Source organism: Synechococcus sp. UW140, assembly GCF_900474295.1.
In the GTDB taxonomy this organism is placed as follows: domain Bacteria; phylum Cyanobacteriota; class Cyanobacteriia; order PCC-6307; family Cyanobiaceae; genus Synechococcus_C.
The window spans coordinates 255,511-271,588 of record NZ_UCOB01000014.1; the positions used below are offsets into that span (position 1 = coordinate 255,511).

At 56.2% G+C, this 16,078-nt stretch carries 11 protein-coding genes; 2 read left to right on the top strand and 9 right to left on the bottom strand.

All coding sequences use genetic code 11. The annotated features are described in order from the left end of the window. Window positions 1-50: 50 nt before the first annotated feature. On the bottom strand, window positions 51-1,007 hold the full coding sequence (gene argF / locus DXY10_RS06325) for an ornithine carbamoyltransferase (RefSeq protein WP_115017295.1): 957 nt from the start codon (window positions 1,005-1,007) through the stop codon (window positions 51-53). A gap of 379 nt (window positions 1,008-1,386) precedes the next feature. Then, window positions 1,387-3,252: an ATP-dependent zinc metalloprotease FtsH gene (ftsH, locus tag DXY10_RS06330; protein ID WP_115017297.1), complete on the bottom strand. Its 1,866-nt coding sequence runs from the start codon at window positions 3,250-3,252 to the stop codon at window positions 1,387-1,389. Window positions 3,253-3,304: 52 nt separating this feature from the next. Here ftsH and DXY10_RS06335 point away from each other — a divergent pair, with 52 nt between their 5' ends. After that, a complete protein-coding gene (locus DXY10_RS06335) occupies window positions 3,305-4,186 on the top strand; it encodes a hypothetical protein (protein ID WP_115017299.1) in 882 nt (293 codons plus the stop codon). Continuing rightward, window positions 4,146-4,889 (top strand): potassium channel family protein, encoded by a 744-nt coding sequence (locus DXY10_RS06340; RefSeq protein ID WP_115017301.1) that lies wholly within the window; start codon window positions 4,146-4,148, stop codon window positions 4,887-4,889. The genes DXY10_RS06335 and DXY10_RS06340 overlap by 41 nt, the downstream gene beginning before the upstream one ends. 18 nt (window positions 4,890-4,907) lie before the next feature. Here DXY10_RS06340 and DXY10_RS06345 read toward each other — a convergent pair whose 3' ends face one another. From DXY10_RS06345 to DXY10_RS14525, 7 genes are all read right to left on the bottom strand, one after another. After that, a complete protein-coding gene (locus DXY10_RS06345) occupies window positions 4,908-6,179 on the bottom strand; it encodes a flotillin family protein (protein WP_115017304.1) in 1,272 nt (423 codons plus the stop codon). Beyond that, a complete protein-coding gene (locus tag DXY10_RS06350) occupies window positions 6,179-7,489 on the bottom strand; it encodes a flotillin family protein (protein ID WP_244281959.1) in 1,311 nt (436 codons plus the stop codon). Before DXY10_RS06350 ends, DXY10_RS06345 begins: the two co-directional genes overlap by 1 nt. Window positions 7,490-7,541: 52 nt before the next feature. Beyond that, window positions 7,542-8,075, bottom strand: coding sequence for an NfeD family protein (locus DXY10_RS06355; RefSeq protein WP_115017310.1), 534 nt, complete (start codon window positions 8,073-8,075; stop codon window positions 7,542-7,544). 64 nt (window positions 8,076-8,139) lie between these two features. Next, entirely contained in the window at window positions 8,140-9,267 is a 1,128-nt protein-coding gene (ribD, locus tag DXY10_RS06360) for a bifunctional diaminohydroxyphosphoribosylaminopyrimidine deaminase/5-amino-6-(5-phosphoribosylamino)uracil reductase RibD (protein ID WP_170955724.1), read from the bottom strand. Next, window positions 9,267-9,764 carry a DUF3122 domain-containing protein gene (locus tag DXY10_RS06365; RefSeq protein ID WP_170955720.1) on the bottom strand — a complete coding sequence of 166 codons (498 nt, stop codon included), beginning with the start codon at window positions 9,762-9,764 and terminating at the stop codon, window positions 9,267-9,269. The genes ribD and DXY10_RS06365 overlap by 1 nt, the downstream gene beginning before the upstream one ends. 152 nt (window positions 9,765-9,916) lie before the next feature. Further along, on the bottom strand, window positions 9,917-14,263 hold the full coding sequence (locus DXY10_RS06370) for an autotransporter outer membrane beta-barrel domain-containing protein (RefSeq protein WP_115017312.1): 4,347 nt from the start codon (window positions 14,261-14,263) through the stop codon (window positions 9,917-9,919). Window positions 14,264-14,704: 441 nt separating this feature from the next. Beyond that, window positions 14,705-16,078 (bottom strand): autotransporter outer membrane beta-barrel domain-containing protein (locus DXY10_RS14525; RefSeq protein ID WP_170955721.1); only part of this gene is annotated, 1,374 nt, incomplete at its 5' end.

The window sequence follows — 16,078 nt, forward strand, 5'->3', positions numbered from 1 at the left end:
GGTTCATCAGGAGCGAAAACTCCGACCCAAGCGAGCGTGCCAGTGAAGGCTTACAACCCCCCCATCAATGCTGCCAAGAGAGCTTGCTGGGCATGCAAACGATTCTCAGCCTGATCAAAGATTCGGCTGGCACTTCCCTCCATCACCCCGGCACTGATCTCCTCGCCACGATGGGCAGGCAGGCAATGCAACACGATGGCGTCTGGTTCAGCTTCTGCCACCAAGGCTTCATCGAGGCAAAAGCCCTTAAAGGCCTGTTCGCGCTCGGCCTGCTCCTGCTCCTGGCCCATGGATGCCCAGACATCGGTGTACAGCGCCTGGGCACCCTTGACTGCAGCCACTGGGTCACTCGTCACCGTGATCTCCGCACCAGCGACAGCAAGAGCCCGTGCCTGATCAAGGACTCCTGGCAGCGGCTCGAAGCCTTCAGGGCAGCCAATCCGCACATTCACACCCAGCAAAGCGCCGCAGATCATCAGCGAGTGGGCCACATTGTTGCCGTCACCCACGTAGGCCAAGGTCTGCCCCTGCAGCTCCCCGAAGGCCTCCTGCATCGTCAAATAATCAGCCAGGGCCTGGCAAGGATGCTCCAAATCGGTGAGGGCATTGATCACCGGGATCGACGCCCAGTGGGCGTAGTCGACCAACTCTTGCTGGGCGAAGGTGCGGATCGCCAGGGCATCACAAAAACGACTTAACACCCTTGCGGTGTCTTCCAAAGGCTCGCCGCGACCGAGCTGGGTCACCTGAGGATTGAGGTCAACGGTCTGGCCGCCAAGCCGGGCCATTGCCACCTGGAAACTGACACGGGTACGGGTGGAGGCCTTGGTGAAGATCAGGCCCAGAACCCTGTTACCCAAGTCGATCCGACGATCGCCCGACTTCAACTGCTGGGCCAACTGCAGCAACGCGGCGGCCTGTTCGGCACTGACATCCTCTGACGACAGGAAATCTCGGCCGCTCAGAGGCGAGAGAACGGAAGCGACCCCCTGAGTGGCGGTGACCATGGATGTCTTCTAAAGGAACTTTATCGGGGATCAGCCCCCCTCTCGTCAAGGGGATGGGGATCACCAGAGACGAATCAGGAGGCACGGATACGTTGACAAACAGAGTGTGCGCCACCGAAATCACCTTGGTGAGCTGAGAAGCGCAAGCCGTGTTGCCGTACTTCAGAGCGCGCTCCAAGCCATCGCCAAGCTCGGAACAGCGGGTCTTCTCAGTGGTGACTGGCACAGAGTGCTGCGAGTGGAGAGTTGATGGTGGCCGCGCCAAAACGGCCTCGACAGACCGACACGCTGCCAACAAAAAAGCGGACCCGAAGGATCCGCCTGAATGGGTTGTCTCAATGGGTTGTGTCCGCTCAAGCTGTAACCGCTTGATGCAGCATCAACTCGGCATCACGCTTGCGGCGAGCATCTCCTTGAGCTCATCGCCTTCGATCACCTCCTTCTCAAGGATCTTCTGAGAGATAGTCTCCAGGAGAGCCATGTTGTGGCGCAAGATGCCAAGGGCCTGTTCATGGGCTCGATCAACCAGACCGCGCACTTCCCGATCAATGGCCTGAGCGGTGGCGTCACTGACGGTGCGACGGGGATTGTTGCCACCGCCAAGGAAGCGCCCACCGCCCTGTTTGTCATAGGCCAAGGGGCCGAGGGTGTCGCTCATGCCGTAGGTGCCCACCATCTGCTCAGCGATGTCGGTGGCGCGCTGCAGGTCGTTGGCAGCACCAGTGGTGATTTTGTCGAAGACGATCTCTTCGGCAGAACGACCGCCGAGCAGGGTGGCAATCTGACCTTCAAGGTCTTCGCGTGAATTGAGGAAGCGTTCCTCTGTGGGCAGCTGCAGGGTGTAGCCCAGAGCACTCATGCCTCGCGGAACGATCGAGATCTTGGCCACCTTGCTGCCACCGGGCATCAGGTGGCCCACGATGGCGTGACCGACTTCGTGATAGGCCACAACCTTCTTCTCATCGTCCTGGAGGACGCGACTCTTTTTCTCCAAGCCAGCCACGACCCGCTCGATTGCCTCACCCAGATCCTGCTGTTCCACTTTGGTGCGCTTGGCACGGGCAGCAAGCAGAGCTGCTTCATTGACCAAATTGGCAAGGTCGGCGCCGGCGAAACCACTCGTGGCTTGCGCGATGAGGTCGAGATCGACACCATCAGCCAGCTTCACCTTGTTGGCATAGATCTCGAGAATGGTCTTACGACCAGAGAGATCAGGACGATCCACCAGCACCTGACGGTCGAAGCGACCAGGACGCAGCAATGCGGCATCGAGAACCTCGGGCTGGTTCGTGGCTGCTAGCACAATCACCGGCTTGTCTTTGGACGCGAAACCGTCCATCTCAGTCAGTAGCTGGTTGAGGGTTTGCTCCCGTTCGTCATTCCCCCCAACCACACCCATCGAACCCGAACGGCTCTTGCCGATGGCATCGAGTTCGTCGATAAAGATGATGCAGGGGGCATTCTTTTTGGCTTGTTCGAACAAGTCCCGCACCCTGGCGGCACCGGCACCAACGAACAGTTCAACGAACTCCGAGCCGCTGATGATGAAGAAGGGCACACCCGCCTCTCCAGCCACAGCCTTGGAGAGCAGGGTCTTACCGGTGCCCGGAGGCCCAACCAACAGCACACCCTTGGGAATGCGCGCACCGATTTCGGCGTAGCGCTCGGGGGTCTTGAGGAAGTCAACGATCTCTGTGAGTTCGTCTTTCGCTTCATCCACACCAGCAACGTCGTCGAAGGTGATGCGCGACTGCTCGTCAGGGACGTAAACCTTGGCCTTGCTCTTGGTGAAGTTGAGGGCGCCCTGAGCACCACCGGCACCCATCGAGCGACGCGCGAAAAACTGCAACACCAGGATGAAGATCAGGGGGGGGACCACCCAGCTGAGAATCGTGGTGAAAATATTGGGCTTCTTGGGAGGGGCAGCGGCAAACTCAACGCCCTTGTCCTCCAGGCGCTGTGGCAGATCCATATCGAAGATCGGTGTGGTCGCCAGCACAGCGGGTGCACCCTCCTCCGGAGCACTGAGCTCATAGCGGATCTGATCCTGAGTAATGAAGGCCCGTTTCACGGCCCCGTCATTCACTTGATCAATAAAGAGTGAATAGGGCACTCGCGGCACCTGCTGCATCCCCTGATTGGGAACGAAGCTGCTGATCAACAACAAGACACCAAACCCGATCAATACCAGGTTGATGATCCCGAATCGCCTATTTGGCTGATTGTCGTCCTCGCGAATCGGCATGGCGTCAGATCCGAGTTGAGCGTCCAAACTAAAGCGAGCTTTTGGCTGCTGGTTGGCTGCACAGGGTGGAGAACCGAACGTTCGGGCTGAGTCGCTTCAGCTGACAACGCACTGGCGCAGCCCCTGGGGCATCACCGCCTGGCGCAACCGCACGGGCATCTGTAGCAGCCGGCGTCTACGCAAAGGCCATGGCCCCCTAACCCGTGGCCACTTCCAACAGCTGAGTGCAGCAGGGATGATGCAGGCGCTCGTGCAAGGCAAACAGCTGAAACGCCTGGAGGTGCGCACCGCCTTGGCCTTCATTGCCGGCCCACTCCTGTTCGCCTTGGGGGCCGGATTGCCGCTGGCGCATCAAGGCAATGCCTCACTCGCAGCAGGCTTGCTGGCGATCGGGTCCGTGCTGTTCACGGCAGGCGGCTGGTGGCAGGTTGAACAGGCGCTTTTGGCCGTGCCGTCTCTACCGGACGACGCCAAACCCTGGCAATGGTGTGGATTGCGTTGCAGCCTCGACCAGAGCCTGGGAACGGTGCTGTTCAACATCAACACCTTTTTCTTGTGGGGATGGCCCCAGCCACAGGAGCAAAGCTGGCTGCTGTTGGCGGTGCTGCCAAATCTGCTGGGATCCATCCTTTTCCTGGTTTCCGCCGCAGACGGATTACTTGAAGTGGGGCATGGCCGATTGCTCGTCTTCGAGCCCAAGCACCTGGGCTGGTGGATCGCGATGGTGAATACGCTCGGCTGCCTGTGGTTCATGCAGTCAGCATTGGCGTCATTGCCGAATGCCCTGCCCAAGCTCACCAGCTTCAACAACCAAATGGCCCTTCAAACCACTTTGCTGGGGTCGCTTGCCTTCGCAATTGTTGGCATCCTCAGTCTGGCGGAATGCTCAGAAGATGAGGTTGCTGAACCAAGGTCCAACGTCCCACAGGCGTGAGGGGATTTATGAGCTCCTCTTGGCACTGTGCCTTCTGGTGCTTGTGAGTTTCGCCTTCCCGTCCATCTCCTGGATGGGATCGGTTGGTTATTCGTTGATCGCACTCTTGCTCACCCAGCTTGTGGTGCTGAAGATGAGCAAGCGCACTTGGAAAGACAAGCTCTACCAACTCCTTGGGGTGGTCGCTCTGGTGAGCCAACTGGTGTGGGTAATCACCCCTGTGAAATGGACCATGACCGGCGTCCCGCTGGTGCTGAGCTGGAGTGTGCTTGTGGGCTGGAGCGTGGTTCGGCTCGTGGAGAAACTGGCCAAAGAACGGCACGTCACCCATTCGATGCTGATGGGCGCAGCAGCCGGTTATCTCCTGCTCGGACTCACAGCAGGGTTGGTGATGAGCGCTGTTGAGACCATCCAACCCCACAGTTTCACCCCACTCGATGTGCCCGCGCATGGGCTCAGCGGCGGGGACGCCAGCGTGCTGGATTCGGCCCCAGTGTTCGCCCGCATCAATTATTTCGCCTTCATCTGTCTCACCACTGTTGGTTTTGGCGACATCAAGCCGGTCCTGCCTCTTTCACGCATGCTTTCAGTCGCCACTGGCATCGCAGGGCCGCTGTATCTCGCGGTGGTGATGGGGGTGCTGATCAGCCGCTACAGCCGTGAATTGGGCGGGGGCAAGGGCGATCAGCACAGCAACGAATGATCAGCCGTTGCGCATGGCTTAGTCCTGCGCATAGCTCGTCGGAGGCATGGAGGTGGAATCAGGCCCAGACTGACCGTTGCTCTCAGACCGGTTCGGCGTCAAGCGCAGGCCGGTGCTGTCCTGAAGCTGGCGCAGCAAGGTGGCAAGCGACAGATTCATCTGTCCTTCCCGTTCACCAATCAGGGCGACCTCCTCCACCTCAATCGGCTTCACGGTGTCGCTCAGCATCGTGAGCAGCGGCTCCAGTTTCTGGAGAAGGAACAGGCGCTTGGCATCCGAACCACTGCGCTTCAGAGAGGTGACCAAATCTTGAAGGCCCTCGGCCTGGGAACGCCCCTGCTCCACGATCGTGGCAGCAGCGCCTTTGGCCTCCGCCATCATCGTTTGACATTCGGATTCAGCCGGCGCAATCACATCCGCTTCAAGCTGCTGCGTTACCTGTTTGATGCGCGCCTCCTGCACCGGCAGCTCCGCCTCAGCCCTTGCCAACTCGGCCCCCACTTCTGCTTCCACCTCCGCCACCAAGGCATCGCGACGGGTGAGCGCATCCTTGATCCGTTTCTGGGCATTGGCGGTGGCCACCGCCAATTCCTTATCGAGCCGGCGCAGGGAGGTGATGCGAGCGTTCTCCGCTTGCTTCACAGCCGATTGCGAGGTGGCCTCAGCCTCAGCGATGCGCGAATCCCTCTTCAGTTCGACCAGCTGCTTGCGACCAATCGAATCGAGGTAGCGCACGTCATCAGAGATGTTCTGAATCTGCAGCGTGTCGAGCACCAGCCCGAGCTTTTGCAGATCGTCCTCCGCCTCCTCCAGCAGGGTGCGCGCAAAGGTGATCTTGTCTTCATTGAGTTGCTCGGGAGTGAGGCTGGCCATCACGCCGCGCAGGTTCCCTTCCAACGTCTCCTTGGCGATATGGCGAATCTCGTCCTGGCTTTTGCCAATCAAGCGTTCGATCGCGTTGTGGATCCCAGGCTCATCACCGGAGATCTTGATGTTGGCCACACCCGCCACGTTGAGCGGGATACCCCCTTTGGAGTAGGCGTTCTCCACCCGCAACTCGATGATCATGTTGCTGAGGTCGAGGCGCATCACCTCTTCAAGAACAGGGATCCGCAAGGCACTGCCTCCCCGTACCGTGCGATACCCCACCTTGCGCCCATCGCCAGTGGTGCGGCCCAGGCCGGCGAAGATCAGCACTTCACTGGGCTGACAGATGAAATAGAGCTGACGCAGCAACACCACGAAAGCCCAAAGCCCCGCAGCGCCGGTCAAGCCAAAGGCGACAAACATCAGTTAACTCCGGTGGAAGACAGGGTGCCGAGCAGATCCACGCCAAGGATGTCCTTGACCTGCTCGAAGAATTGGCGCACCACCTTGTGATTCAGCGCCACAAGGCTGGCCAGGGTGGACGCGTCATCACCATCCAGGGCGGTGATGCGCTTGAGATGCAGCTGAGCGGGCAAACGCGTGGCCTGCTGAAGCACCATCTCAATCTGCTGCAGCAGGAAGACCAACTCGGCGGTACTGCCGGCGTCTTCCCACACCTGGGTGAGCAGATCGTTCACCAGGGCACTGGCCTTCACGTCTTCGGCGGTGGCGGCGGCACGGCCGCGGGCGCGCAGCTCCTGGGCCTTCTGGAGCGCCTGGGAGGGCAGAACCGCTTCGGCCTTCAAGCGCAAGCGTTCCAGTTCAGCACGCACCTTCTGCAACTGTTGCTCAGCCCGAGCCCGGGCCTCCAGCTCAGCCGCTTCGGTGCGTTCCTCCTCGGAGCGAGCGTCCTTCTCCATCTGGGCCACCTTGGTGCGCACGTCGTTGTCTTTTTCAAGCACGACTGTTTCCGCTTCAGTACGCACCACCTCTGCCACCTCCTCCATCTCGGCCTCGATCCGTTCGGCCTGACCAATCGCCTCGGATTCAGCGATCTCGGCATCACGCACAATTTGGGCCACACGGCGGCGGCTGATCGAATTGAGGTAGTCGACGTCGTCAAAAACACTCTGGATCTTGAGCGTGTCGAGCTGCAAGCCAAGACGACGCAGATCCTCCCCGACATCATCAGCAACCTGCTCCGCAAAGCGCAGACGGTCTTCATTCACCTGCTCGGGCGTGAGCTGGGCCAGAACGCTGCGCAGGTTGCCTTCAAGGTTCTCCTTGGCCACCTGCACAATTTCCTTGTTATCCCGGCCAAGGAAGCGTTCGATCGCGTTGTTGCGAACCGCTGGATCAGTGCTCACCTTGACGTTGGCAATCGCCTGAATGTTGAGAGGGGTACCGCCCTTGGAATAGGCGTTGCTCACCTCCACCAGCACCGGCAGGAGCGTCACATCCATGCGCCGAGCCGTCTCCAGGATCGGCTTCACGAAGGTGCAGCCACCATTGGCAACCACCCTGTAGCCCTTCATCCCCTGGGCACCCTGGTTGGATTTCGAACCGGTCACCACAAGCATTTCATGGGGGCGACAGATGCGGATCATCCAGCGGCTGATCAGGGTCAGCGCCACCACCACTACAAAAACAGTCGAAGCGACTGAAACAACGGCCCCGGCAGGGTTGTTACTGGGCTGGCGTTGGGCCAGAAGTGGCAACGGCTGCGTTGCCAAGCTGGGCTGCATAAGTGCGGCTGAAACTTCTTCTGCCTTAGCCAGGGTGGAATCAGTCGGCCATATCAAGAGGGTCAACGATCAGGGTGTTGGCTTCAGCCCTCAAAATCACCGCCCGATCGCCACGCTCCAAGGGGCTGGAGGCGCTGCGCGCTGCACGCCGCAACAAGCTTCCACGAACGGAGACTTCAACGAAACCGCGCTGCTGGTCACTGAGCGGAAGCGTCACCGTCGCCTCCAGTCCGATCAGGTCGTCCACCCGAACCACGGTGTTGGCTTCACGACGTGCCATCAACCGCAAGGCCAGCGCGGCGGCCCAGCCGAGCCCAACCCCGAGCAGCAGAGCGAGCGGCAAGGTGAAGGGTGAGGCACCAGCACCCTGAAACAACTGCAACAACAGACCGCAGAGCCCAAAACCAGCCAAGCCAAAAGACCAAAACGATGTGCTGAACAAAACAGTCGGCTGTCCGCCTTCGGCGATACCGGAGGCGCCATCACCCCCGAAATCCACATCGGCCTCACCGGCAATCGACAAGCTGATCAACAGCCCACCGGCGATCAGGCAGAACAGATAGGTCCAAGTCATCGCCGCAAGCCGGCAGAAGTTCCATCATCGAGGCAGCGGTGCATCCAGGCCAGCCAAAACGCCATCAATCGATGGAATCACAGCGAAGTCTGGCCTGCAGCAACAGGTCGTCTCCAAGGGATTGGGCGGAGTCAAGCGCGAGGGGGACAACCTGATCCATCGCCGTCAGTCCAAGGTCGCCTAGAGGCGTGCGGGCCAGCTCACCACCCATCAGCTTGGGGGCAATCACCACGGCGAGCTCCTGCACGCAGCCCTGCTGCAAAGCGGCAGCTGCGAGCGAGGGGCCGCATTCCCAGAGCACCCGATTGCAGCCCCGGGCAGCCAGCAGCGGCAGCAGGGCTAACGGGTCACAGCGCTCGAAGGACTGCACGGCCACACCGGCTTGTGCCCAAGCCGCCCGAAGCCGCTCTCGGCCAGCCCAATCAGACGATGCTTGGTGGGCCACCAGGGTGGAGGCCTCCGACTGGTCCCAGAGTTGGGCCTGTTCAGGCAAATCCAGACTGCGGCTGAGCACCACACGTAAGGGCTCGGGCTGACGCTGGCCACGACTGGTGAGCAGAGGGTTATCAGCTCGCAGGGTGCCGCCGCCAACAATTACCGCATCACAGCCGGCCCGTAGACGATGCACCCACGACCGTGCCGCTGAACCGCTGATCCACTGACTCGCTCCATTGGGCAGGGCCGTGCGGCCATCCAGACTCATCGCCCACTTGAGCACCCCCCAGGGCCGACCGGTTTGTACCCGGTGCACAAAGGCGCGGTTTTGATGGGCGGCTTCTTCCTCCAGCACTCCGGTGATCACCTCAAGGCCGGCGTCACGCAAACGCTGAAGGCCACCACCAGCGACGCGGGGATCGGGATCGGAGAGAGCCACCACCACTCGGGTGATGCCAGCAGCGATCACCGCCTCAGCGCAGGGGGGCGTGCGGCCGTGATGACAGCAGGGTTCGAGCGTCACCACGATCGTGCCGCCGCGGGCGGCGTCACCGGCTTGCGCGAGAGCACCCACTTCGGCATGGGGCTCACCGGCACGCGCATGGAACCCTTCCCCGACCAACTGGCCATCGGCGGCAAGCACCACAGCACCGACGAGGGGGTTCGGGCTGGTGCGGCCTGCCGCAAGGCCTGCCAACTGCAGCGCCCGCTGCATCCAAGGGATCCAGCGCTGTTTGGATGGATCGGTGGCAGCCATCACGTCAAGGGATCGTTCTGCACCTGACGCCATTCAGCCACGACGTAAGGCGGCACGGGAAGATCGTTCAGCACGCCGGGAAGAAACAAGCGCAACGGTCGGTTGTTGCGCAGGTCGCCGAGCAGAGGATCAAGGTCGAATTCAGCAGCGGCATCACGACCATCACCTGCGAGGGCGGGGTTCTCGAGCGTGATGTCGGGCAGCTGCCACTGCTTCACACCGGCCTTGACGAGGAGCGGCGTGGGGTGATCAAGACGCACTCTGCCCGGATATCCGACGATGCGTAGCACCACTGACTGGCCTGGCTCGCCGGTGCGATAGGCCACCGCCTGCCAACTTTGATAGTCGAGATCGCGCAGACTCTCAAGGCTGCGCAGCATCGGAGCACCGGCTTCATCGCTGTGTTGATGCACCTGAGCGATCGCCACAGCGGGGGTGATCAGCAACAGGAGCAGGGCAACCAGAACGGACAAGACCAGACGAGGCACCAAACGCATCAAGCCAGACAAGAGGTGACTCCATCATCGGTGCTGCAGCTGGCGGCTGGAGGGCGACCAGCCAGTGGGAGTGATCAGACCATCTCTTGATTGAGGTGTGATGTGGGGCAAAGACCTCAGGTCACACCTCAATCAAAACCAACGTCACTGGTTCAGAACTGCCACTCCAAACCTCCCGATGCCCGGTAATCGGTTCCCCTAGTGCCACCCCAGGCTTCAATGCCGCCACGCACATACACCTTGTAGGAGCTGCTGTTGATGTTGGCAATCGTGTAATCCAGACCGCCTTCAACCAGCACGCCGTTGGTGGCTTCATGGGTGGAGTTGATATCCGCCGTGTCATTTGTAAAGCGATAGCCAATCGTCTGCTTGCTCAGGTTGCCGTTCCAGTCACCCAGCCAACCCACGCGCACTGAGGGAACCAACTCTGAGGTCTCTCCTGTCTTGATCGGATAGGCGAATTTGATCGCCAAATCCGTCTGCAGATACGTCGTGGAGCGATCCTTATAGGTGAGATTCAAATCACCTGCGCCACTCTCAGTGAAGCGATTTTCATTGTTGAAACTCCAGGTGGAGGTGAACTGGGGCTCAATCAGGAAGTCACCGGCTTCAAATGGCGCACCGACGCGGAATGCAAGGCCATAGCTGGTGGCACTCTTCGTGCCGGATGCCGTCTCATCACCAAGCTGACTGGTGATTTCGATGATGTTCCGCTTTTGGTTACCGCTGAATCCAGTGGCACTGAACAGACCCTGCACATAGAAATTATCCGTCCAGTAGTCGGCACGCACACCACCACCCCAGCCATCGGAGTTCCAGGAGCCACCACCGGCCAAAGCACTTTGCTGGATCAAATTGATGTTGCCGTAATTCACGAACGCGCCAACCTGGATCGACTCCGAAACGGAGACGTCGAGACCCAGTACGCCGCCACCTGAATTGACGTAATAGGGATTGGTGAAGTCGTCGTTGTAGCTATCGCGATCATCACCACCAAAGGCGCGGAACCAAGCGCGAACTCCCTCGCGGCGAGCGTACTGCGCCGTCAGGGATGGATCCTCCACAAACCCTGCTGCCTCAAGCCGCTCAACCATCGTGCTCTCCTCCTCCACAACATCTGTGTTTTGAGCAATGGCACGGTCCAGTGCCTGCTGAGCATCCTCATCACTCACTTCGCCACTCTTGCTCCACAGTCCGCGAACCGGAGGAGCGGGATCCTCCTCAATCACCTCTTGTTGTTCAACAACCGTTTCCTCGATCACCACTGGATCAAACTGACGCAATGGCAAACGCTCAAACAACGTGTCGGCCAAAAGGTTGTTGTACGTCGCCATACCGCGACCAGGGCCATCAATATTGCGTGGTGCCAAGCCAGAGATGAATAGCTTCGCGAATGTTTCGTCGCCAATAATGGGCAACCCAATCTCATTCAAGACGTCATCCAGGATCTGATCAACAATGTCTGTACCAGGGCTGCCAGGGTCACAAATGGCATCCACATATCGGTCTGGGCTCGAGCAATCCAAGTCAGCAAGCACTTCAGGAGCCGACTTCTTATCAACAACGAGCTGCAAACTACCTTCCTGGAGATAAACATCATAAATCGTGCTTTCTTCAATTCCTTTATCTTTACCAATACCACTGAACTTGTCTGTTGTACCGTCGTATTCAAGCTCTGATTTCGCAGCCAGCTCATTCATCTCTCCCTGACTTGCAGCAGGTGCATCAATCACTGTGTAGGTCCCCTCTGGATCGTGTTGATCAGCAGCTTTAATCAGCAACGAACCACCTTGATAGTCAAAACTATCAGCAGTCAGTGGTGCTGAATCCTTACTTTCAAGGCTGGCAACAAGCCGACCAGCTTCCATCACAAAATTTTCGAAGATTGCATGCTCAGAGTCAAGGATTTCAATGACACCACCCTTGAGCGTCATTGTTTCAATCCCAGATTCCTTGAAATTGCCGTCGTAATCCCAAGTGCCGCTCGTCTGCTCAGCTTGTTCGAAATTGCTAATTTTAGCTGCCCTAAATGGGTGGAGCTTATTATCCGAAGATCCAAACCGAATCAAATCATCACCCTCCCCGCCATCGAGTATTCCAGAAAGAGTCAGATTTGAATTAGTTTCAAAAATATCATTACCTCCCTTCATATCAATATTGGCCGAAGTCGTGATCTCGATCGAGCCAGTGTTAATAAATTCATTGGCATCATTATTACCGAACAAAGAAGCCACTGTGATTTCACCAGCATTATCCAATTGACCGACGGAAAGGTCTCCCCCCAACACTTCTCCAGCATTATCTAACTCCTCACTCTCCAGAGTATCGAAACTCATTTCACCACTATTATCAACTTGATTCACCAAAAGGTGACCTCCAACAACCTCTCCAGCATTCTCCAATGAATTACCAATTAGGGAATCGAAAGTAATCGAACCACTATTATCCAATTGGGCCAATGAAAGACTTCCTCCAACAGCCTCTCCCGCATTCTCGAATGAATCGCCAACGAGGGAATCAAAAGTAATTGCACCACTATTATCCAGGTCCTTCACACTGAAAACTCCACCCTTAACTATTCCAGACTCTTTAATCACAAGATCCACGGCCTGTTGTGACGTCTCACCAAAATCGATAGTTCCAGTCTTTACTGTAGTTTTACCGCCCAGCCCACTCAAAGCGTTATCACTAGAAATTGACAATGTGCCGGATCCGTCTTTCGTGAAATTGCCAGCTCCTGAGATATCGCCAGAAAAAGTTGTTGATGTGTTGCTGCCACCAGCGGTAAGTGTGATGCCTTTAGCTAATTCAACCGAACCAGCGCCAGCAATGGAGCCAATGGTATCGGTGGAATCAACGTCGTAGGTCGCTCCACTCGAAACACTCACAGCCGCTGCATCGTCTAAAGAGCCACTGACCTTTAAAGTTCCTCCTTTAATCGCTGTAGTACCTTCGTAAGTGTTAGCTCCAGACAGAGTTAAAATTCCACTACCCGTCTTTGCAAAGCTGCCATCACCAGAAATCACACCCGAAAAGGTAGAATCTTGATTTAATGCACCGACAGTTAAAGTTTTATTGGCATTATAAAGCTTAACGCTACCCCCTCCTGATATCGACCCAATCGTGTCATTGGTAGCAGCAATATAATTAGCTCCTTTCTGAATAGTGACAGCTGCAGAATCATTCAAACTGCCTCCAGACGTCACCAGCAGCATTGCGTTTTTGGAAATATCAACAGAGGTCGTTCCAGCCAATGATCCTACTACCTGTAGCACTCCAGAATCAACCTGTGTATCTCCTGTATATGTATTTTTCCCAGACAAAGTAAGCATGCCTTGACCCAACTTTGTGACACTGCCCTGAGAATTACCACCATCAACAATTCTTCCATCAAAAGTAAAATCATAGTTACTGCTTATACCTCCCCCAATTGACAAGTTACTATTCAAGTCAAGCTCAACCGTACCTTGTCCCTGAAGCAAGTTGATCGTATCGTCAGCTCGGAAAGCAATTTTTGCATTTTTTTCTACAAAAACGTTCGTCTCATTGCTAAGGCTTCCTGTTTTGCCTATCTCTAAAGTCCCTTCACTTACAAAAGTTGCACCTAAGTAAGTGTTGATTCCGCTGAGGGTAAGGCTACCCCCTCCAGTTTTTGTGATTCCACCTGCTCCATAGATAGATCCTTGAATCAATGGCCTAATGTATTTATTATTTTCATCTTTAGCAGATCTCGTCAAACTACTATCAACGTAAAGTGTCAGCCCCAAAGCGGCCCCATCAGTCTCAATATCGGATTGAATATGAGCTCTTTCGCCAACAAAGCCAATCGTTCCATTGTAGGAAAAAATGTTAGTGCCTAAAGCAATATCATCACCTTTGAGCTCTAGAGTTGCACCTTTTGAGATATTTATTTGTCCGGATGGGCTAGCTCTTTTGTCCTCAATAACCAGCGTCCCTTCTTCAATCTGGGTTCCACCTGTAAACTCATTATACCCAAACAACTTGGTTTTACCCTTGCCAGTAAACGTCATGTTGCCTTTACCATCCAACCGACCATAAAAATGGGGATGTTTGCCATAGTTATCAATTGTATTATCATAGTTATTACCATTATTGATCTTAAATCCGCCCAAATCGGGGTCCAAAAACCACTCATCACTATACCAAAGGTCTCCATTCTCAAAGCCCTTAAAACTTAGCGTTCCTCCGTTAAAGACAGGAAGGATAGCGAAAGGATCCATACCATTATCTACTTCTCTCCATGAAACTACCCTGCCTGTGCAGATCGTTGGGTCAAAATACCCTTCCCCCCCTTCACATGCCATCGCTTTTGGCGCAAGTGTCAACGAAACAACCACACCAGCAGAGAAAACCGAAGCTGCGGTCGCGAAAACGGAAACACCTGAGCGTCGGGAGAGGCCGAAAGTATCGGCAAATTTTTCGGCCATCAGAACAGAAATATCTAATTGCAATTTAGAGAGTTCGAACCAAAGCGCCAACGATAACCTAAATCTTACACAACTCAGACGAGACCAAAAGCGAGAATATAAGGATTCTGTTGCGGCCGGGATTGCTTGCAGAAAGCGAGGATCAGATAAAACCACTAGGCACTAATACTCATCATTTCTTAGCAGAACAGATTCAATCCAAACCTCTCAATTTTAAGAGTCGCACTGCTTCGTTTTCACGCTTAGTCCGAGTACTGAAATTGCTAACGACGCGCTCGAGGAATCGCCGGTCACACCGTTTGCATCGTCCACCAGCTCCAAATCGCCATCGCACGGAAACGAATGGCAAGCCTTAATCATCTTCACCACCGTGAACGCTAGCGGTGTGGGGAACGGCAATCCACCGGCGGACACCTGCCACAGCTGGGCAGATCGCTGCAGCTGTTGGCTCTTCAGCCATCAGATGAAATTAATTGGCGATGCCGAAGTTGATCAGAACTGCCACTCCAAACCTCCCGATGCCCGGTAATCGGTTCCCCTAGTGCCACCCCAGGCTTCAATGCCGCCACGCACATACACCTTGTAGGAGCTGCTGTTGATGTTGGCAATCGTGTAATCCAGACCGCCTTCAACCAGCACGCCGTTGGTGGCTTCATGGGTGGAGTTGATATCCGCCGTGTCATTTGTAAAGCGATAGCCAATCGTCTGCTTGCTCAGGTTGCCGTTCCAGTCACCCAGCCAACCCACGCGCACTGAGGGAACCAACTCTGAGGTCTCTCCTGTCTTGATCGGATAGGCGAATTTGATCGCCAAATCCGTCTGCAGATACGTCGTGGAGCGATCCTTATAGGTGAGATTCAAATCACCTGCGCCACTCTCAGTGAAGCGATTTTCATTGTTGAAACTCCAGGTGGAGGTGAACTGGGGCTCAATCAGGAAGTCACCGGCTTCAAATGGCGCACCGACGCGGAATGCAAGGCCATAGCTGGTGGCACTCTTCGTGCCGGATGCCGTCTCATCACCAAGCTGACTGGTGATTTCGATGATGTTCCGCTTTTGGTTACCGCTGAATCCAGTGGCACTGAACAGACCCTGCACATAGAAATTATCCGTCCAGTAGTCGGCACGCACACCACCACCCCAGCCATCGGAGTTCCAGGAGCCACCACCGGCCAAAGCACTTTGCTGGATCAAATTGATGTTGCCGTAATTCACGAACGCGCCAACCTGGATCGACTCCGAAACGGAGACGTCGAGACCCAGTACGCCGCCACCTGAATTGACGTAATAGGGATTGGTGAAGTCGTCGTTGTAGCTATCGCGATCATCACCACCAAAGGCGCGGAACCAAGCGCGAACTCCCTCGCGGCGAGCGTACTGCGCCGTCAGGGATGGATCCTCCACAAACCCTGCTGCCTCAAGCCGCTCAACCATCGTGCTCTCCTCCTCCACAACATCTGTGTTTTGAGCAATGGCACGGTCCAGTGCCTGCTGAGCATCCTCATCACTCACTTCGCCACTCTTGCTCCACAGTCCGCGAACCGGAGGAGCGGGATCCTCCTCAATCACCTCTTGTTGTTCAACAACCGTTTCCTCGATCACCACTGGATCAAACTGACGCAATGGCAAACGCTCAAACAACGTGTCGGCCAAAAGGTTGTTGTACGTCGCCATACCGCGACCAGGGCCATCAATATTGCGTGGTGCCAAGCCAGAGATGAATAGCTTCGCGAATGTTTCGTCGCCAATAATGGGCAACCCAATCTCATTCAAGACGTCATCCAGGATCTGATCAACAATGTCTGTACCAGGGCTGCCAGGGTCACAAATGGCATCCACATATCGGTCTGGGCTCGAGCAATCCAA